The sequence below is a fragment of the Aquimarina celericrescens genome, from assembly GCF_042682765.1.
Taxonomy (GTDB): domain Bacteria; phylum Bacteroidota; class Bacteroidia; order Flavobacteriales; family Flavobacteriaceae; genus Aquimarina; species Aquimarina celericrescens.
On the sequence record NZ_JBHUHY010000003.1, the window covers coordinates 549,782 to 569,041 of the forward strand.

The window sequence follows — 19,260 nt, forward strand, 5'->3', positions numbered from 1 at the left end:
TTTTTAAAGGGTTTTAAGAAAATATTCTATGGATTCTAAAATTAACATAAATTCTGAATATAAAGAAGTATCATTATTTTTTAAGCCTTCCTCAAAGTCTATCGCGGTTTGATATCCTTTTTCGAAGCCCATCATTCCTATTTTATGCTTCAGTTTATGTACATTTTCTGCTGCTTTACTGAAAGATTTTGCAGTGTAATTATCAAGAAATTCATGCAATTCTTCTGGGAATTCTCTCTTTATTATGCTAATTATTTTTTGTTCAAACGCATCTGATCCTGCAGCCAATTCTTTTATGTATGTAAGGTTAGGAGTTTCTGTCATTTTTTCTTTTTTAAGGTGAAATGAAAAGTGGTTCCAGCACCTTCTTTTGAGTCCAGCCAAATTTCTCCTTCAGATAGCTCTACTATTTTTTTAACTATGGATAATCCAACTCCGGTAGATTCATTTTTGTCATCAAGTGTTTGAAAAATCTGAAAAATCTTGTGATGATACTTCTCCGGGATTCCAGGACCATTATCTGCTATTGCAAATTCCCAATAATCATCATTTTGCATACAAGAAATGGTAACCATACCTTTCTCTTTATCATTGTACTTTATAGCGTTATTTAATACATTCTGGAATAACTGTTGCAGCCTAACTTTATCTCCTTTGACAACAGGTAATTTTGTAACAACTTCAACTTCAAAATGATCGGGAATATGTATTACATCAAGAATGTCAGTAATTACATCTTGTAGTACAATATTTCTTTCGATATGCTCTACTTGATCGATACTGGAATATTTAAGAATACCACTAATAAGGTGGTCCATCTTTTCAATATTCTTATCAATTAAGTTGAGGTTTTTTAGCGTGCCATCATCAATATGTTTGCTGTCTTCTTTGATCCAATGTATTAGCGTCGAAATGTTTCTTAAGGGAGATTTGAGATCATGAGAAACAATATGAGCATAATCCTTTAACTCCTTATTACTTTTTTCAAGATTTTTTAGAATAGTTTCCCTTTGGTTTTCTATTTCTGAAATTTTAATAGCCTGTTTTTCAATATGACTTGCCAGCTCAATGCCGCTAAGCTCTTTGGTTTTACCACTGTTCTCGCTTCCTTTCTTATAAATTATGGATTCTAATGTTTGAATAACCCCATTAAGACTTGAAATTACTTTTCGTTGTTGCTCTGCTTCTTTTCTTAGTTGTTGATTAGCATCAAACAATTCTTCAGAACTAATAGACATTGCTCTTTGAAGCATACCTAACTGATCTTCGTAGTTTTGATAAGATCTTTGAACGGCATCCAAGAATTTTTTTACACTTGGATCGTTTTTAGCATCCTCACTAAGATGTCTTCGTATTTGTCTAGCTAATAAGGGATCCATTTTTATTCGCTAAAAAGAGTTAATGTCATGGTTTGATTATGTAATTCGCAAGAGTTTCCAGTTTTAAACGGGGCCAATTCTCCATAAGAATAGAAACCACTTATAACAGCTTGTTGGCCTATAGATTCAATGATTTCTTCAATTTCTTCTTCAACTCTTTGATCCATCACTAGTTTTCTACCAATACAACTTACCAGGATAGCTAATTCTGGTTTTGCAGATCGGTTACTCATTCCTGTGATGGCAGCTTGTGAGGCACCTTCTACTATGTTATCGATATTTGCCATCATCAGTTGCACTACAGATCCTTCGGGTACATCACCTGCTAATATCATAGCATTGTTTTCTTCTTCGATAGACAATATGGTTCTCACAATAGCTTCTTTTCTATTCGGGGATTTTACACTCAAGGGATATAGCAGGGCCGACTTAGGTAATTCTGAGGCTTTATCGCCCAAATATTTCTTATATAGATCTAGGGCGGGCTGATTGTCTAGTTCGTACAAGATATTATTATTTGATTTTGTAATAATTCTTTCTGGACCAAAAGGAGTCCAGCCACCGTATTGACCATATGAGATGTCCAGACTGTCTCCATAAAAGCCGATAATAACGATTTCACCTTCTTTTGGGTTTTCATTGTATCCTACCAAGGTCTTTTCGAAACGCGCATCATCACCACAAAGCCCTCCTGTAAATGTAACATTTTTGTATTTTGATTCTAAACCTGCAATTAATGCTGATCCGTTTACAAAACTTCCTTCAGAAATCACAAAAACATGCTTTAAGTCTTTTTGAGGTAATTTATCAATTAATTTTGCTCCTAATGTCAGGGCATCCATGTTATGGGTAAGAATATTTTCACTCTCGATGATGAACTTGCTTTTTTCAAATTCAACTGCAGTAATGGCGACAGAATCATTATAAACCCGTTCTCCTATAATTTCGCCTGCAGTGGTACCACAAACAATTTCGCCATTAGGTAATAGTTCTCTTATTTCTGATAGTAAAGAAGTTTTTTCAAGCTGGTATCTATTACCCAACACTAAAATTAAAGGATTGTTCAGGGAGTTTTCATATTTGTGTAAACTTACCCAATTCTGGTTTCCAAGTTTTTTGAACTGTTGAATTTTCATAAAAATGAATTATTTTTTAGCGTGAAATAAAACGTAGTTCCCTCTCCTTCTATAGAATCTAACCAAATTTTACCTTCATATACATCTACTATTTTTTTTACAATGGATAATCCAACTCCTGTAGATTCATTTTTATCATCAAGAGTTTGAAAAATCTGAAAAATCTTATCGTGATACTTTTTTGAAATTCCAGGGCCATTATCAGTTATTGAAAATTCCCAAAATTCATTTTTTTGTTCACAGGAAATAGTGATGACTCCTTTTTCTTTGTCGTTATATTTTATGGCATTGTTTATCAAATTTTGAAATAACTGTTGTAATCTGAACGTATCTCCTTCAATACTAGGTAATTCTGTAAGAATCTCTATACTAATATGAGACGGAATGTGTATCACATCAATAATATCTGTCACCACAGTATTCAAAATCACCTTTTGTTGAGGTTGGTTTATCTTATCGATACTTGAGTATCTCAAAATGCCATCAATCAAAAGATCCATTTTATCTACTTTCTTGATTAACATGTTCAAAGAATGATGAGCATTTTCATCTAATATCTCTTCATAATCTTCTTTTAGCCATGTAAGTAAGGCATTCATACTACGCAATGGAGATTTCAAGTCATGAGAAACGATATGGGCATAATCGTTAAGTTCTTTATTACTCTTTTCCAGGTTTTTTACCAGTCTGTCTCTCTGTTTTTCAAACTCTAGCTGTTCTGTGATATCTTCTATTAAAGCAACTTGATATTTAATACTGCCATCTGTATTTCTTACTGCTGCTACATTGGTTTTGGCCCAGAAAATGGTTCCATTTTTCTTTACGTATTTTTTATTTACAGAAAAGGTATCGATTTCGCCATCATTCATTTTCTGCATATTTTCTGCCGATTCTTTAAACTCTTCTTTAACCGAAATGTCCTTTACCTCTTTTTGTAATAATTCTTCATTGGTATATCCCAGTAAGTTTTGAAAAGCTTTATTAGTTTGAAGAATTTTTCCAAACTGAGTAAGTGCAATCCCAAGTGAAGAATTTTCGACTATGGCAGATAATTGTTTTTTCTGCTCTTCAAATATTCGTTTCTGCTCAAGCTCTTCAGTGATATCTCTTACGATACCCTGTGCGGCAATAGGTTGATTTTTTTTACCATAAATAAGACTTGCATTAATGTGAACGGTTCTAACACCTTTATGTTTTGTATTAACTCTTGCCTGATAATCAGAAAACGAGCCTTTGGTAACCAGTTTTTGAAACGAAGACATGGCATATTGATAATCTTCTTCATAAATAAGACTCAAGACATTAAGGTGTTCTTTGTCGATATCATAACCAAATAATTCGTTGGCTGCATCATTCATTTTAATAACGTTACCAGAAATATCCATTAATACATAGGCATCAACAAGATTTTCAAAAACTCCTTGAAGTTCAGATGATTTTTCAGTTAATCCCTCTTGTAGTTTGGTATTAACATTTTTCAGCTCTTGGGTAAGTTCATAGAGTTCTCTGGATTTACCCTCAAGAATTTGCTCCGCCTGTTTTCTGGCTGCTTTTTCTCTCTGTAAAGCACGTTGTAGTATTTCTAACTCATTACTCATTAATTTTTGGTAATGCTAAATTTTACTTCAGTTCCGTCTTTTTTTATTTTTTCCATTAGGATAGTCGCAGAACTGTCATAATGTTCAAAGGTCTTATTCATCAATCCCAAACCAAAACTATACATTGCTCTGCTGGATTTATAGACCATAACTAATTTGGATGATGTTTTTTCAAGGACTTCAAATGTAGGAAGCTCGGCTTTGGGATATATTTTTTGCACTTCTATATGAATATGATTCTCTATAGATGACAATAGTTCGATGGGATCTTCATATGTATTAATTAGTCCCGGATAACTATTTGCGAGTATGCCAAAGAAATGTTCTCCATAGGCAAGAAGCAGATCATCGATGCTAATGCCCGTGTTATTACTTAAATGAGTAAGTAAACTAAGCATTTCTGAAAAATCGTAGGTGCCAATGGCCGTATAAATGCCGCCAGAAGCCAAAGAAGATTGTTGTATGATTTTATCCACCATAGCCAAACCAAATTTTTCTTCGACCAATTCTAAAAATTCGGTAAATACAATACCTTTCATAGAGTAAGTAGGTTTTTATTATCTTTTTATAAGTTCATTCACGTCCCAATATTCAATTAAACATTTGATTTTATGGGCATAGTCTTCATATTTCAAAGGTTTTACAATATATCCCGCAATTCCTATTTCATAACTCTCCTTAAGATCATTATGATTGTTCGACGTGCTTAATATGACTACAGGGGTATATCTTAAAGCGGGGTTTGACTTTAAGATTTTTAAGAACTCTAAGCCATTCATCTTTGGCATGTTAAGATCCAAAAAAATAAGATCTGGTAGTTCTTTGTGGCTTTCTAAAAGTTCTAAGGCCTTCTCTCCATTTTCAGCCTCTAACAAGGTATGATTATATTTATTCTTTTGCAATACCCTTGCAAATTTTAATCGTTCGATTTCGTCATCTTCTATTAATAAAAATGTAAGACCCATTATTTTATGTGTTTAAATTAAGTTGAAATGCAATTTTGACAATAATAAAGATGGTCTTTTAGTTTTAATTCTAGCGGTATCTTTCGGTGAATGGTAGATAAGTGTAGTCGAATGGAAAAAATATATAGATAAATGCTTTTATCTTTTTATGAAAAACAAAAAGTTCGCATTGCGGTGCGAACTTGTTTTTTGATGTGGAGAAGATGGGACTCGAACCCACGACCTCTTGACTGCCAGTCAAGCACTCTAGCCAGCTGAGCTACATCCCCATAGGTGTTTAATTTGTGGTGATGTAGCGAAGCTGCCTGTCTGCCGAAACGTAGTGCAGGAGGAAGCTACATCCCCTTATTTTTAATCAGATCCTCGTAAAACCAGTAACGGAATCCTACTTTCAAAATCTTTCTTTAGAACCGTGTTTTCTTCCCAAAGTTTGGCAAAGAAACCACGTTTACGCCTGAAAACACATAGCAAATCAGGATGGTTTTCATTAAGATGTTCTAACACTCCCTGAAATAAAGTTGCGTTTTCTGAAGATTGATGAGATGTGATCATAGCTCTCAAATCCTTTTGAATCTCTGTATCTTCTGATAGAAAATCTGCCGTTTTTACCTGAAGCAACTTAATTTCTGAACCAAATGTACTCAAAATTTCTTTTACAGGCAGTAAAGCATTTTTCTTTTTTATACTCCCGGATTTGACAGCCATCAAAACTTTTTTAATTGGAGTAAATTTATAATTCTCTGGAACAATCAATACAGGAATTTCAGTTTTTTTTACTAAGCTTCCAGAAGTTTCTCCAAGAAAGTAAGGATCTTTAATACCACCACTTTCAGGCCCAAGAATAAGTAAACTTATAGCATTCTCTAAATTAAATTTCGGTATCGCCTCGAGTAAATCTCCTTCGAGAGGAAGTGCAATTACTTCTACTCCCTTCTTATCCAATTGAGATAATTGTTCTTCGATAGAAGAAGCTGTTATTTCTTTCAATGTTTTATTTACAGTAGGCAGACTACCTGATCTGGGTAACTCCTTAAAAACTTGTGCTGCGTACACTGTTCCTCCAAGTTCTTTTGCCAGATCTATAGCATATTGAACTCTCGCCAAAGTAATTGAGTTTTCAGATAATCCTAATGGAACCAATATATTCTTCATTCCGTCGATTTGATTTGTGATGTAGCCAACAAAATTACAACTTTATACCCATTGAGAAATCGAATTCAACTAAAAGATGAGAGATTACTTTTCTTAAAGTTTCATTAAATCTTCACCAGAATACAATCCCTAGCTATTTTCTACACTATAAAGTTACTACTTTTGGCCTTTGCCAAAATAACATGATTCGAAAAGCATTATTTTCTGAGGTAGATTCTATTCATGAAATTACGCAGGCGTGTGCTAAGGCAATGATCGCAAAAGGAATTTTCCAGTGGAACGAGCAGTATCCCTCGAAAGATCATTTTCAGAAAGATATAGAGTTAGAAGAGCTATATGTTCTTGAAGAAGAAAGTAGAATCAAAGGAATTATTGTTATTACTGAAATTGTGGATAAAGAGTATTTGCCTGTCACATGGTTAACAGAAAACAAGAATAATTTTTACGTTCATCGTTTGGCGGTAGATCCTCAATATTGGGGACAAGGATATGCTCAACAATTGATGGATTTTGCAGAACACCAAGCCAGAAATAAAAATTTTATTTCTATACGATTAGATACCTTTAGTCAAAATAAACATAATCAAAAATTTTATGAAGCGCGAGGATATCAAAGATTAGGAAATATATATTTCCTTAACCAAAGCAAACAAGCTTTCTATTGTTATGAGCTGATTCTATGAGTAGTATTATAAGTTTTAAAAATATAAATAGATTAGCAGTGCCTGCAATTATTTCGGGGATTGCAGAACCTATCTTATCAGCAACAGATACAGCAATTGTTGGTAATATTCCCATAGTGGGTACAGAGTCTTTGGCGGCCGTAGGGATAGTGGGTTCATTTTTATCAATGCTCATTTGGGTACTTGCACAAACAAGAGCCGTGATTTCTGCAATTATATCACAATACCTTGGTGCAGGAAGACTAGAGGAGATTAAAACCTTACCCGCTCAAGCTATACTTTTTAATATTGGATTGAGTATTACTATTTTAATTGCCACGGTTCCTTTCATAAAGGAAATATTTGTGTTATTAAAGGCAGAAGGCCAGGTGCTGGAATATTGTATTTCGTATTATAGTATTCGGGTTTGGGGTTTTCCACTGTCCCTTTTTGTATTTGCGATTTTCGGAATTTTTAGAGGACTCCAAAACACCTACTGGCCTATGATTATTGCTTTGATCGGGGTTCTTGCAAATATTGTGTTGGATTTTGCTTTAGTATACGGAATAGAGGGAATTATTGCTCCTATGAACCTTGAAGGAGCGGCATGGGCAAGTCTCATTTCGCAAGTTTTAATGGCTATTTTATCTTTGGTCCTTTTACTAAAGAAGACAGAGGTGTCTTTACATCTTAAAAATTTATGGCATCCCGAGATGAAACGTTTTTTGATTATGAGCGGTAATCTTTTTATTCGTTCACTGGCACTTAATGTCACTTTATTGCTTGCTGTTCGAGAAGCTGCAATTTTAGGAACAAAATATATAGCAGCGCATAGTATTGCGATCCAGTTATGGTTGTTTTTTGCTTTTTTTATTGATGGTTATGGTGGGGCTGGCAATATTTTGGGTGGAAGATTACTTGGAGCCAAAGATTACAAAACGCTGGTGGCGATGGCCAAGAAAGTGAATATATATGGAATTATAGTTGCATGTCTACTGGCAGGGATAGGCTTATTTTTTTCTAATTCCTTAGGGCTAATTTTTTCTAAAGATCAAGAAGTATTAGATGTTTTTACAGGCTTCTTTTATATTGTGGTATTTATGCTTCCTATTAATGCCCTTGCATTTGTAGGTGACGGTATTTTCAAGGGACTGGGAGAAACCGGGTATTTACGAAATGTGTTGTTAGGATCAACTTTTTTAGGCTTTATCCCAACATTATTAATTGCGCGATATTTTAACTTGCAATTACATGGCGTTTGGATTGCCATTTCTGTTTGGATGTTTATCAGAAGTATAGCTTTGGTCATAAAGTTTAGAAAGAAATATGTTCCTCTATCTTTATGAAGTAAGCGCTTTTATAATTATCCAAAGAGTTATCAAATAGGTGGATGTCATCAAAATCTCTAATCGATATTTTCCGAAGTATTTTCTTACCATAGTTCAAATTTACAGGGCATAAGTTAATTTTGAAATTCGTATCCCTATGTATTCTTTAAATTATTGAAAGAACGATTAATCATTTTTAAGAGCCTACTAAAAGAAATATGGCATTGTATTGGAAAAATAACCTATTTCTTCAATAGTATTATACACAAGATAAATAGAGTATAAAGAATCATCAAAAGCACCCCTATTTTTAAGCTGTTTTTTTCAAAGAATTGTTCTAACATGATTTTAAAGATAAGTCATGTAAATCGTTCAATAAATACATAATTGTGTACACTTATTATTAGTTTTTAACATGAAATAAACATAATTGTGTACAAATGTGTTTAAAAAACGACGTTTTAATTAGAAATTAATTGTTTTTATGTTAAAAAATCTTCTATAATGACTCTACTAACTTAGAATTTTAGTATCCTTCCAGCAATTCTTTTCTATTAGAACTATTAGATTGTTTGACGAATGCAATTGTTGACTATTTATCTGTTAATAACTTAGTTCGTATAATCATTTTGAAGTCTCAGGCAAATCATTTTTTGCGAGTGAACTTCCGTTTAATGAAATTAATATTTACTTCAAGTGCTAAAAAGAGTAAGTCTTTCTTCGTTGGTTTTGCCAATGTTGTTACTATATTGCGATGATCAAGAAAAAGAATATTGAAAAAGTACCTTTCATTGATTGGAGTTTTTACTAGAACCAGCTATAAAATTGGGTACCAAAGAGGCTCTCAATACATACAGAGAATAATTTTAAAATAGTAACACCATATCCGATACTGCGTCATATCATAAAGCTTAAATTAAAAAACAAATTGTATGAATATCAAATTTTTCAGTTTAATTACCATAATTGTTGCTGTAGGTTGTAAGAATATAGACAGCGAAATACAAAAGGAAACCTCACAGAATAAAGAAATCGATTCGATCAAAATTGTAATGGATGCAAATGTAGCTCCATTCCTAAAAGATTCTTCGGTGACATCTATTTCTATTGGAATTTATAAAAATGGAAAAGAATCTATAGCTCACTATGGAGAAATGGATCCGGGAAAAGGAAATCTTCCTACTAATGCAACCTTATATGAAATTGCTTCGGTAACAAAAACACTTACCGGTACTGTGGCTGCTCAAGCGGTGTTAGATAGTAAGCTCAATTTGGATGACGATATTCGTAAATACTTAAAAAGGAAATATAAAAATTTAGAGTATAACGGTCATCCCATTTTAATAAAGCACGTCCTTACGCATACCTCGCGTTTGCCCTCAAACAATGAGGGAGTTGATGAGTTGTTTAAAAATCGAGATGATAGTTTGTTTATTAAATTCAATGAAATTGAAAAAAAATTAACTAAAGAGAAATTCTATAATTATCTGCAAAAAATAACCCTAGATACGATTCCAGGAACCAAATATAGATACTCTAATGTTGGAGCAAATCTAATGGCACACATTCTAGAAACAGTATACGAAAAACCCTTTATATCTTTATTAAATGAAATCGTCTTAGACAAAGCAGGGATGATAAATACTAAAATGAATCTTAGCGAAGAAGAAAGCAGTGTATTGGTAAATGGATATGACGACCAGGATAATTTGATGCCCCATTTACCTTTAGGAAATACCTTATGGGGTGCCGACGGAGGATTAAAATCAACCATGCCCGATTTAGTAAAATATATGAAATTTCAACTAGAATCCAATGACCCAGCGGTAAACGAATCTCATAAAAAATTGTATCAAGAAGATCCAACAGAATGGATAGGATATTTTTGGAGAATTGACGAAAATGATGAAGGAATTTATTATCATCATCACGGAGGGTCCTTTGGGATGAATACCTATTTCTTTGTATATCCCGAATATGACTTAGGAATTGCGGCAAGTACTAATTCTGGTGGCGCAAAAGCATCTTCTGTTTTACGAGAAGTAGTTGATGGATTATTAGATGATTTAAAACCATTTGGGAAAAAGTCAATTATGAGAGCCATTTCTGCCAAATGTTATGAAGATATTGATGCAGGTATACAATATTATTATCAATTAAAGGCAGAAAATATAGATACATATAATTTTTCAGATGAGAATGAATTGAATCGACTGGGATATAAATTCCTTCGACAAGGTAAAATAAAGGAAGCTATTAAGATTTTTACTTTATTAGTTGAAGAATTTCCCGAAGCATCGAATCCGTATGATAGCTTAGGTGAAGCATATTTTGAAAATAAAAACTATGAATTATCGATGATAAACTATAAGAAATCTTTGAAGTTAAATCCACAAAATGAGAATGCGTTGATGATGATCAATAGAATTAATGAGCTACAAGAAGTTAAATGATAGCATAGCAGATCATTATTTGTAAGACTTAAAGAAAGAGACGATAATCTTTCCGTAACTTTGCAAAAAATCACAAAGTAAAGGATGAGTAAGATTCGTATCACCAAACAATTTTCTTTTGAAACAGGGCATGCCTTATATGGTTATGACGGTAAATGTCGTAATGTACATGGACACAGTTATAAACTTAGTGTAACAGTTATAGGAAAACCCATAATCGATACTTCGCACGTAAAACTTGGTATGGTGATCGATTTTGGCGACCTTAAAAAGATTGTAAAAGAAGATATAGAAGATGTCTTTGATCACGCAACCGTATTTAATAAAAATACACCTCATGTAGAATTGGCGAAAGAATTAGAAAACAGAGGGCATAATGTGATTTTGGTAGATTATCAACCTACCAGCGAAAATATGGTAATTGATTTTGCAAAGAAGATCAAATCAAGATTGCCAGAAAATATTAAACTACATTCTTTAAAGCTTCAGGAGACCGAAACCTCTTATGCCGAGTGGTATGCGAGTGACAACGTATAATGTGGTCTGTGGTCTTGAGTAGCTTTTCTTATATTTACATTTCAAATGAACACTATGAACCTTCCTGAAGGGAAAAAAGTATATTTTGCAAGTGACAACCATTTAGGGGCTCCAACTTCAGAACAGAGTTTCCCCAGAGAACAAAAATTTGTAAGATGGTTGGATGAGGTTAAAAAAGATGCCGCAGCTATATTTTTATTAGGCGATCTCTTTGATTTTTGGTTCGAGTATAAAACTGTTGTACCCAAAGGATTCACCAGAACCTTAGGGAAGTTAGCTGAAATCACAGATTCAGGCATTCCTATATATTATTTTGTGGGAAATCATGATCTTTGGATGAATGGATATTTTGAAGAAGAGTTAAATATTCCTGTATATCATAAACCACAAGAATTTGCTTTCAACGGCACTACTTTTTTTATTGGACATGGAGATGGACTTGGTCCTGGAGATAAAGGTTATAAAAGGATGAAGAAGGTGTTTACCAATCCGTTAGCAAAGTGGTTGTATCGGTGGTTGCATCCTGATCTGGGAGTAAAGTTAGCACAGTATCTTTCGGTTAAGAACAAACTCATTTCTGGTGATGAAGACGTTACGTTTCTAGGAGAGGATGATGAATGGTTGGTGCAGTACTGCAAAAGAAAACTAAAAGATAAACACTGGGATCATTTTGTGTTTGGCCATAGACATTTGCCCATGGAAATTGAGCTAAATGAGACATCGAGGTATACCAACCTAGGAGATTGGATTGTTCATTATACCTACGCGGTGTTTGATGGCAAAAAGATGAGTCTTGAGAAATATGCTGGCTAACTATGAATTCTTTTTTGAATGATTTCATCTGAAATTGATAGACTTACTACTTCTGGTGCAGTTAACTGGCTATCATGATCAAAAAAGATGATCGAATTGTTAAATACAGCTTCAATCAAGTAATGACTTCCGTTAAAATATGAATTTTTTACCCTTGCTTTTATAGGTGAAGTTGATTCAACTTTTATTTCGTGGGGATAGACAAGAATCTCTTGATCACTTTCATGCCCTAATATAGAAAGATTGATATGGTTTACTTCACCAAAAAGAGAAGCAATGTAATAATCCTGAGGGTTCTGATAAAGAACTTCGGTCTTCTGTTTAGTGACTATTTCTCCTTGTTTGATCACTATGGTCTCATCGGCAAAAGAAAGAATATCTGTTTTGTCATGTGTGGCAGTGATACTGGTAATTTTGTTTCGTTTAAGATATTTAAAAAGGTTACGGCGTAAAGAACTTCTTCTGAAGTTGTCTATATTATGAAACGGTTCGTCTAGCAATAATAATTCTGGCTTTTTTGCAAGTACCTTGGCAAGAGCAACTCTTTGTTTTTGTCCTCCACTTAAATGCTCAACCTTAGTATCAGCAAAATTCATCATTTCGACTATTTCGAGTAATTCCTGTACACGACCTTGTTTTAATTCTGGTTCGAAATTGGAAAGATATTGTCCAATGTTTTCGGCTACGGTTCGATAAGATTGAAGTTCAAAACCCTGCGAGAGGTATTTCATATTTTCTTCTCCCGGCACTAGATTGTGAGAAGGACCCAGTAGTTTTCTATCCTCCCAAAACAACGCTCCCTCTTCGATATGTAAAAGTCCATAAATAATTTTAAGCAGGGTGCTTTTACCACAACCACTGGCTCCTATTAAAGCAATGTGTTGCCCTTTTTCAATAGTAAAACTGACGTTTTTTAGAACGGGTTTCGTATCATAAGCAAAGGAAATATTGTCTACAGTAAGCATTACCCAAATATATAGAACTTTGATGAGGTTTTTGAATAAAAAAATCCGTCTCTTTTTAAGAAAACGGACTTTTTTATTCAAAACTTTTTATGAAGGATTATTCATCTTCAATATAATCGATTACTTCAAAACCATCTTCTATGGCTCTATAGAGCGCCTCATTCAATTCATAAGTTGTTAATCCGTCCAGATCAAATTCTAATGCATCCTTTGGAATTTCTGGAACAACAGCTCCTAATGGTGGAGTTGTTATCTCATATTCTTCACCCACTTGTTGATAAAACACCCCATCAGCATAATGATAAGCGATTCCTCTTACCATTAATCGAATTGCAGTTCTAGGCAACATACGAATTCTAAAGCCTCTGGGAGGAAAAGCACGAATGTAATTACCTCGTGATGATATATAGTACAGTCCTCCAATCGGATAGTAAGAAACGTTTCTATGTACTAAGGCTCGCGTTCCAGCCGGCAAACTGGCAAGAGTCCTTCTTCTGACTCTTCTTCGTTTTTTTCGGATTTTCCGCTTTGTCTTTTTTCTTACATAGACTTTCTTTGTTAATGGTCTTCTTACCTGAGCCTCTACTTGGTACCCGCTAAACATAAATATCATTAAAAAGATTCCCAGAACGTATTTAACGTTTTTCATAAGTTAGTCTTTAAATTTATTTACTATTTAGACGTTTAGACTGCGGTTTTACTATTTGGTTTAATTTATTTTCTCAATTTTCCGAAAGAATATATTATCCCTTTACTTCATCAGCAACTTTTTCAGGTAACACCTCGTATCCCATGTTAAAGAGTGTAAAGCCAAAAATATCTGCATATTGCTCAATGGTTTTACTTACTGGTGTACCAGCGCCGTGACCTGCATTGGTTTCGATTCTGATCAAGGTTGGATTATCACCAGATTGTTTCGCTTGTAATGCTGCAGCAAACTTAAACGAATGTGCAGGCACCACTCTGTCATCATGGTCTCCTGTGGTTATCAAGGTTGCAGGATATTGTACTCCTTCTTTTACATTATGTACAGGAGAGTATCCTTTTAGATATTTGAACATTTCTGCACTTTCTTCTGCTGTACCATAGTCATATGCCCAGCCTGCTCCTGCGGTAAAGGTATGATAGCGTAACATATCCAACACACCAACGGCAGGCAAAGCAACCTTTATTAGATCGGGTCTTTGCGTCATTGTCGCTCCAACTAATAAACCCCCATTAGAACCTCCTCTAATCGCTAAGTGATCACTAGACGTATATTTATTTTCTATCAAATACTCGGCTGCAGCGATAAAATCGTCAAAAACATTTTGTTTTTGCATTTTGGTACCGGCAATATGCCATTTTTTTCCATATTCACCTCCACCTCTTAGGTTGGGGACAGCATAAATTCCTCCTTGTTCCATCCATACGGCATTTGCAATACTAAAAGAAGGCGTTAGACTTATATTAAAACCACCATATCCATACAATATGGTTGGATTTTTTCCATTAAGTTCGATACCTTTCTTGTGTGTTATGATCATAGGTATTTTTGTCCCATCTTTTGAGGTATAAAATACTTGCTTACTTTCATAATTATCTGAATTGAAATCGATTTTGGGTTTTTTATATAACTCTGATGTACCTTCAGCGATATTATATTTATAAATACTACTTGGTGTCTTATAATTAGTAAATGAATAATATAATTCTTTTTCTTCCTTCTTCGTTCCAAAACCATTTGCGCTTCCCACACCTGGTAGTTTTACTTCACGAATTAACTTACCATCATAATCATATTGTAGAACTTTGGATACGGCATCAACCATATATTCAGCAAAGAAGTATCCTCCACCCGTTCCAGGGCTTAGTACATAGTCTGTTTCAGGAATAAAATCTTTCCAATTTTCTGGAGCAGGATTGGCTGCATCTACAGTTACAATCTTTTGATTTGGAGCATTTAAATTAGTCACCAAATATAATTTAGAGCCTACATTTTCTATGATATATGTATCACTATCGGTATGATCTAAAATCGTAATAAGTTTGCTATTGGGTTTGGTAAGATCTTTTATAAACAACTTGTTTCCAGAGGTAGACGTGCTTGCAGATATGATCAAATATCTATCATCCTCGGTAACGTTTCCACCAATGTATCTATGTTTTTCTTCTGCGGTTCCTCCAAAAACTAAAATATCATCTGTCTGAGGTGTTTCTAACTTGTGATAATAAACTTTATGTTGATCAGTTTTGGCAGAAAGTTCACTTCCTTCGGGCTTATCATAGCTGGAGTAATAAAAACCTTCGTTTCCTTTCCAGGACATTCCGGAAAACTTGATATCTACCAGCGTGTCTTCGATAATCTTTTTTGTTTCGGCATTTTTTACGATTACCTTTCTCCAATCGCTGCCACCTTCTGAGATAGAATAAGCCACAAGCTTACCATTTTTTGAAAAACTTACATTTCCTAATGATGTGGTACCATCTTCACTAAAGGTATTCGGATCTAAAAAAATCTCGGATTCATCACCTACATTTTTAAACCGATAGAGTACGTATTGATTTTGAAGTCCGTCATTCTTATAAAAATAAGTATAGTCTCCTTCTTTAAATGGAGGTCCAACTTTTTCGTAATTCCATAAATCGGTCAAACGTTTTTTTAAGTCTTTTCTAAAGGGAATATTATCTAAATATCCAAATGTAGTTTTGTTTTGAGCTGTCACCCATTGCTCTGTTTCCTCACTTCGATCATCTTCTAACCAACGATAGGGATCTTTTACTTCTGTACCAAAATAAGTATCAATAGTATCAACTTTTTTAGTTTCTAAATAGTTCAATGCGATATTGGTTTTATTGGTTTGTTCTTTAGTTTCATTTTTGCAGGCTATCAGTAAGAACGGTATGCATAACCCAAAGAATGCTTTTTTCATAGTAAAATTCATTAAAATATTTCACAAATCTATTAAAAGATGGAACTCTAAATGCTAAAGAAAGTATAAAAAAGACTGCTCCGTATAATATCCAATGAAGAAAAAATGGGGTTTTCTTCTGTGTTGCTTTGGGGTTTAGCAACCCAGTTGTAGGATAATTACCTAAGAGCAGTCAGAATTTTCTGTAAGAAACGAAATTTTTTGATTTTAGAAAAGTGTTTTACAATTATCCCAATACTTAAAGATTAAGAAAGCAGTTAAAAGAAAGACAAAAGAAGCAGGCCCTATCGATGTGGTATCCAAAGTGTAGTGAAATATAACAATACTTATCGTTGTAAGAGCTAATAAGGGCTAAGAAAAGTGTTCGCGGTATTAATAACCAGTAAAAGTTCAACTAGTACCTCAACTGGCCCTACTTTTTTCATAACGTAGTTTCAGGCTAATTAAGCAAATAGCACTTCAGTATCTGGATTTAGAAACTTAGTAACGGGCAAAAATCTAATACATTTATTACTCCTAAAGGCTATAATAACAGCATGCTCAATACTATCTTTAGAACTAAAATTAAGGTATTTATTATTTCTAATTTTTTGTGATTAAATGATTTGGCTAGAGTAGAAAATGTTAAAAACCTTACAAAGGTCAAGGAAAACCAAACTTAAAAAAATACCTTTCGCATTAGTAAACATGTTAACTCATACTATTTTAATTATGAAGATCTCTACTTCTTTACAATTCACTTTTCTAATTTGTACTCTTTCTGTTCTTTCGTTACCAGGGCAAGAATATTTTTTTAAGGACAAGGCTCCTTTTAATTCAGAAGTTCCTTCACCCGAAGAGTTTTTGGGATATCCCATAGGTCAACAACACACACGGCATGATCAAATTGTAGCATATCTCGAAAAACTTGCTGAAGTTTCTGAAAGAGCTACGATCACTAGTTATGGTAAGACTCATGAGCATAGAAAACTGGTAATGCTTTCTGTTTCTGATCCAGAAAATCTAAACAATCTGTCGATAATAAAACAGGAACATTTAGCTTTTACGAACCCTTCTGTAACGCCCACGAATTATGATTCAGTACCTATTTTCATTCAATTAGGGTATAACGTTCATGGCAACGAACCATCAAGTTCTGAAGCCGCCATGTTAACGGCATATACACTGGTGGCTTCTGATAGCCAAGAAGTACAGAACTATATCAAAAATGCCATTATATTTATCGATCCCACAATCAATCCTGATGGACGGGATAGACATACACAGTGGGCAAATCAATTTAAAGGAAACCCACTAGTGAGTGACAATTTCGATATAGAACATAATGAGGGATGGCCCCGCGGTCGTACCAATCACTATTGGTTTGACCTTAACCGTGACTGGTTGCTGGGTATTAATCCTGAGAGTCGCGGTAAATTAACTTGGTATCACGAATGGTACCCAAATGTGGTGACTGATTTTCATGAAATGGGAACCAACAGCACCTATTTTTTTGAACCCATGAAACCGATTGGATCGCAGGATCCCATTATGCCAAAAGAAAATTACGAAGATTTAAATAATTTGTTTGCTCCTTATTTTTCTAAAGCACTTGATAATATAGGATCATTTTATTTTACCAAAGAGGCTTTTGATGGAACTTATCCGGGGTATGGATCATCGTATCCCGATTTGCAGGGGGCTTTGGCGTTATTGTTTGAACAGGCTAGCTCGCGAGGTCATTTACAAGATACCGAGTATGGCACCATATCTTTTCCCTTCACCATCCGTAATCAATATATATCCAGTATTGCCACTATAAAAGCTGCGGTTGAAAATAAAAAAAACCTTCGCAAATACCAGCAGGATTTTTTTAAATCTGCAGTTAATACAACAGCCAAAAAGGGTTATACAGCTTACGAATTTGGTGACAAGTATGACCATAACCGAAACAAAGCTTTTATTGATAAGTTATTACTTCATAAAATTAAAGTTTATAAAAAAGGAGATCGATTTGTGGTACCAGTAAAACAACTTCAAAAACGAATGGTAAAAACATTTTTTGAAACTTATAATAAGTATCGTGACAGTGTATTTTATGACGCTTCGGCTTGGAGTGTTGCTAATTTTTATAACATGAAATACAAGGGTATAAGGTCATCTAATCTAGGAGAAGAAATTACATCAACTGATAAATTGGTCAATGTGTCTAAAGTTTTAAAATCTGACTATGCTTATATCCTAGATTGGGACGACTATAATGCTCCGGCAGCTTTGTATTTTATGCAATCAAAAGGGTTGAAGGTTGCTTCTGCATTTAAACCCTTCAGTATAAACACACCAACAGGAAATAAGAGCTTTAATTATGGAAGTATAATGATTCCCGTTAGTAGACAGAAAAAAACTAATGATGAAGTTTATGCAATTGTAAAAGAGGCACAAGATACTTATGATGTGCCCATTTACGCTACTAATACGGGATTTAGTACCTCTGGTATTGATTTGGGAAGTAGAAATTTTCAGAAATTGGACATTCCTAAAGCATTAATGTTGGTAGGCGATGGTGTAAGCTCTTATGAAGCAGGAGAGGTTTGGCATTTGTTAGATACAAGAGTTCGTATGCCTATTATCAAATTGAAGATAAGCGACTTTGATAATATCTCTTTAAATGATTATAACACCTTGGTAATGGTCTCCGGAAGATATAGTGTATTAGATTCTTTAGTTCAGAAAAAAATAAAAAATTGGGTTTCACAGGGAAATACGCTGGTCACACTATCCAGGGCTTCAAAATGGGCCATTGAAAAGAAGATTGTGAAAGAAAAACTTACTGAAAAAGAAAAAGACACTACCAAGAATAAAAAAGTGGAGAGACTGCGATATGTGGATGCAGCAGAAAATATAGGTCGAGAACGTTTAGGAGGGGCTATTTTTGAAGTTGATCTTGATATCACACATCCATTAGGCTTTGGATATCGTGATACGTGTGTCCCCGTATATAAGAATAACGAAGTATTTATTGCGCCAAGTGAGAACCCGTATGCTACTGTGGCTAAATATACTAAAAATGCTCATATCGACGGATATATATCTACCGATAACTATGATAACTATTTAAAACCTTCAGCTTCCTTAATTGTAAGTAAACTGGGCGGTGGGCGCGTGATTATGTTTGCCGACAATCCTAATTTTAGAGGGTCGTGGTATGGAACGAATAGACTATTTTTAAATGCACTTTTTTTAGGGAATCATATTAATGTGCCTAATGTAGAGAAGGAATAATGCTTAGATAAATAAAAACAAATCTAAATGAGCGTAGTCGAAATATATTGAGATACAACATCTATTACTTCTCGACTACGCTAAATTTTACAAAAAAGT

Annotated in this window: 16 protein-coding genes and 1 tRNA gene; 6 read left to right on the forward strand and 11 right to left on the reverse strand. The window is 34.1% G+C overall.

Annotated elements, in window-relative coordinates:
• Window positions 1–3: 3 nt before the first annotated feature.
• The 8 genes from ACFSJT_RS06195 to ACFSJT_RS06230 all read right to left on the reverse strand — a co-directional run bounded on the left by ACFSJT_RS06195 (window position 4) and on the right by ACFSJT_RS06230 (window position 6,230).
• On the reverse strand, window positions 4–324 hold the full coding sequence (locus ACFSJT_RS06195; RefSeq protein ID WP_378319351.1) for an Hpt domain-containing protein: 321 nt from the start codon (window positions 322–324) through the stop codon (window positions 4–6).
• On the reverse strand, window positions 321–1,379 hold the full coding sequence (locus ACFSJT_RS06200; protein ID WP_378319352.1) for a sensor histidine kinase: 1,059 nt from the start codon (window positions 1,377–1,379) through the stop codon (window positions 321–323). Before ACFSJT_RS06200 ends, ACFSJT_RS06195 begins: the two co-directional genes overlap by 4 nt.
• A gap of 2 nt (window positions 1,380–1,381) precedes the next feature.
• On the reverse strand, window positions 1,382–2,515 hold the full coding sequence (locus ACFSJT_RS06205; protein WP_378319353.1) for an FIST signal transduction protein: 1,134 nt from the start codon (window positions 2,513–2,515) through the stop codon (window positions 1,382–1,384).
• Window positions 2,512–4,113 (reverse strand): sensor histidine kinase, encoded by a 1,602-nt coding sequence (locus tag ACFSJT_RS06210; RefSeq protein WP_378319354.1) that lies wholly within the window; start codon window positions 4,111–4,113, stop codon window positions 2,512–2,514. The genes ACFSJT_RS06205 and ACFSJT_RS06210 overlap by 4 nt, the downstream gene beginning before the upstream one ends.
• Window positions 4,113–4,652, reverse strand: a complete 540-nt coding sequence (locus ACFSJT_RS06215; RefSeq protein WP_378319355.1) for a heme NO-binding domain-containing protein — start codon at window positions 4,650–4,652, stop codon at window positions 4,113–4,115. Before ACFSJT_RS06215 ends, ACFSJT_RS06210 begins: the two co-directional genes overlap by 1 nt.
• Before the next feature lie 18 nt (window positions 4,653–4,670).
• On the reverse strand, window positions 4,671–5,078 hold the full coding sequence (locus ACFSJT_RS06220) for a response regulator (RefSeq protein WP_378319356.1): 408 nt from the start codon (window positions 5,076–5,078) through the stop codon (window positions 4,671–4,673).
• Window positions 5,079–5,273: 195 nt separating this feature from the next.
• Window positions 5,274–5,347: transfer RNA gene (locus tag ACFSJT_RS06225), tRNA-Ala, on the reverse strand.
• An 82-nt stretch (window positions 5,348–5,429) separates the two neighbouring features.
• Window positions 5,430–6,230: a universal stress protein gene (locus ACFSJT_RS06230; RefSeq protein ID WP_378319357.1), complete on the reverse strand. Its 801-nt coding sequence runs from the start codon at window positions 6,228–6,230 to the stop codon at window positions 5,430–5,432.
• Between the two features lie 182 nt (window positions 6,231–6,412).
• Between ACFSJT_RS06230 and ACFSJT_RS06235 the strand changes: the two genes are divergently transcribed.
• The 5 genes from ACFSJT_RS06235 (at window position 6,413) to ACFSJT_RS06255 (ending at window position 12,023) form a co-directional block, all read left to right on the forward strand.
• Window positions 6,413–6,913, forward strand: coding sequence for a GNAT family N-acetyltransferase (locus ACFSJT_RS06235; RefSeq protein ID WP_378319358.1), 501 nt, complete (start codon window positions 6,413–6,415; stop codon window positions 6,911–6,913).
• Complete coding sequence (locus tag ACFSJT_RS06240) at window positions 6,910–8,238, forward strand: MATE family efflux transporter (protein ID WP_378319359.1); 1,329 nt, start codon at window positions 6,910–6,912, stop codon at window positions 8,236–8,238. The genes ACFSJT_RS06235 and ACFSJT_RS06240 overlap by 4 nt, the downstream gene beginning before the upstream one ends.
• Before the next feature lie 914 nt (window positions 8,239–9,152).
• Window positions 9,153–10,673: a serine hydrolase gene (locus ACFSJT_RS06245; RefSeq protein ID WP_378319360.1), complete on the forward strand. Its 1,521-nt coding sequence runs from the start codon at window positions 9,153–9,155 to the stop codon at window positions 10,671–10,673.
• An 84-nt stretch (window positions 10,674–10,757) separates the two neighbouring features.
• Complete coding sequence (locus tag ACFSJT_RS06250) at window positions 10,758–11,210, forward strand: 6-pyruvoyl trahydropterin synthase family protein (RefSeq protein ID WP_378319361.1); 453 nt, start codon at window positions 10,758–10,760, stop codon at window positions 11,208–11,210.
• A gap of 54 nt (window positions 11,211–11,264) precedes the next feature.
• Complete coding sequence (locus ACFSJT_RS06255; protein WP_378319548.1) at window positions 11,265–12,023, forward strand: UDP-2,3-diacylglucosamine diphosphatase; 759 nt, start codon at window positions 11,265–11,267, stop codon at window positions 12,021–12,023.
• On the opposite strand, the gene ACFSJT_RS06260 is transcribed toward ACFSJT_RS06255, so the two are convergent.
• From ACFSJT_RS06260 to ACFSJT_RS06270, 3 genes are all read right to left on the reverse strand, one after another.
• Window positions 12,020–12,988: an ABC transporter ATP-binding protein gene (locus ACFSJT_RS06260; RefSeq protein WP_378319362.1), complete on the reverse strand. Its 969-nt coding sequence runs from the start codon at window positions 12,986–12,988 to the stop codon at window positions 12,020–12,022. The two genes, ACFSJT_RS06255 and ACFSJT_RS06260, sit on opposite strands and share 4 nt — an antisense overlap.
• Window positions 12,989–13,085: 97 nt before the next feature.
• The gene (locus tag ACFSJT_RS06265) at window positions 13,086–13,637 is read right to left on the reverse strand and encodes a DUF6515 family protein (protein ID WP_378319363.1); all 552 of its coding nucleotides are present in this window, start codon (window positions 13,635–13,637) and stop codon (window positions 13,086–13,088) included.
• Window positions 13,638–13,731: 94 nt separating this feature from the next.
• The gene (locus ACFSJT_RS06270) at window positions 13,732–15,900 is read right to left on the reverse strand and encodes a prolyl oligopeptidase family serine peptidase (RefSeq protein ID WP_378319364.1); all 2,169 of its coding nucleotides are present in this window, start codon (window positions 15,898–15,900) and stop codon (window positions 13,732–13,734) included.
• Between the two features lie 711 nt (window positions 15,901–16,611).
• Between ACFSJT_RS06270 and ACFSJT_RS06275 the strand changes: the two genes are divergently transcribed.
• Entirely contained in the window at window positions 16,612–19,161 is a 2,550-nt protein-coding gene (locus ACFSJT_RS06275) for a M14 family zinc carboxypeptidase (protein ID WP_378319365.1), read from the forward strand.
• The last annotated feature ends 99 nt before the right edge of the window (window positions 19,162–19,260 follow it).

Coding starts and splice junctions, on each gene's coding strand:
- ACFSJT_RS06210 (WP_378319354.1), bottom strand. CDS start 4,113: ATGAGTAATGAGTTAGAAATACTACAACGTGCTTTACAGAGAGAAAAA.
- ACFSJT_RS06215 (WP_378319355.1), bottom strand. CDS start 4,652: ATGAAAGGTATTGTATTTACCGAATTTTTAGAATTGGTCGAAGAAAAA.
- ACFSJT_RS06195 (WP_378319351.1), bottom strand. CDS start 324: ATGACAGAAACTCCTAACCTTACATACATAAAAGAATTGGCTGCAGGA.
- ACFSJT_RS06270 (WP_378319364.1), bottom strand. CDS start 15,900: ATGAAAAAAGCATTCTTTGGGTTATGCATACCGTTCTTACTGATAGCC.
- ACFSJT_RS06260 (WP_378319362.1), bottom strand. CDS start 12,988: ATGCTTACTGTAGACAATATTTCCTTTGCTTATGATACGAAACCCGTT.
- ACFSJT_RS06230 (WP_378319357.1), bottom strand. CDS start 6,230: ATGAAGAATATATTGGTTCCATTAGGATTATCTGAAAACTCAATTACT.
- ACFSJT_RS06200 (WP_378319352.1), bottom strand. CDS start 1,379: ATGGATCCCTTATTAGCTAGACAAATACGAAGACATCTTAGTGAGGAT.
- ACFSJT_RS06255 (WP_378319548.1), top strand. CDS start 11,265: ATGAACCTTCCTGAAGGGAAAAAAGTATATTTTGCAAGTGACAACCAT.
- ACFSJT_RS06240 (WP_378319359.1), top strand. CDS start 6,910: ATGAGTAGTATTATAAGTTTTAAAAATATAAATAGATTAGCAGTGCCT.
- ACFSJT_RS06265 (WP_378319363.1), bottom strand. CDS start 13,637: ATGAAAAACGTTAAATACGTTCTGGGAATCTTTTTAATGATATTTATG.
- ACFSJT_RS06220 (WP_378319356.1), bottom strand. CDS start 5,078: ATGGGTCTTACATTTTTATTAATAGAAGATGACGAAATCGAACGATTA.
- ACFSJT_RS06235 (WP_378319358.1), top strand. CDS start 6,413: ATGATTCGAAAAGCATTATTTTCTGAGGTAGATTCTATTCATGAAATT.
- ACFSJT_RS06245 (WP_378319360.1), top strand. CDS start 9,153: ATGAATATCAAATTTTTCAGTTTAATTACCATAATTGTTGCTGTAGGT.
- ACFSJT_RS06250 (WP_378319361.1), top strand. CDS start 10,758: ATGAGTAAGATTCGTATCACCAAACAATTTTCTTTTGAAACAGGGCAT.
- ACFSJT_RS06275 (WP_378319365.1), top strand. CDS start 16,612: ATGAAGATCTCTACTTCTTTACAATTCACTTTTCTAATTTGTACTCTT.
- ACFSJT_RS06205 (WP_378319353.1), bottom strand. CDS start 2,515: ATGAAAATTCAACAGTTCAAAAAACTTGGAAACCAGAATTGGGTAAGT.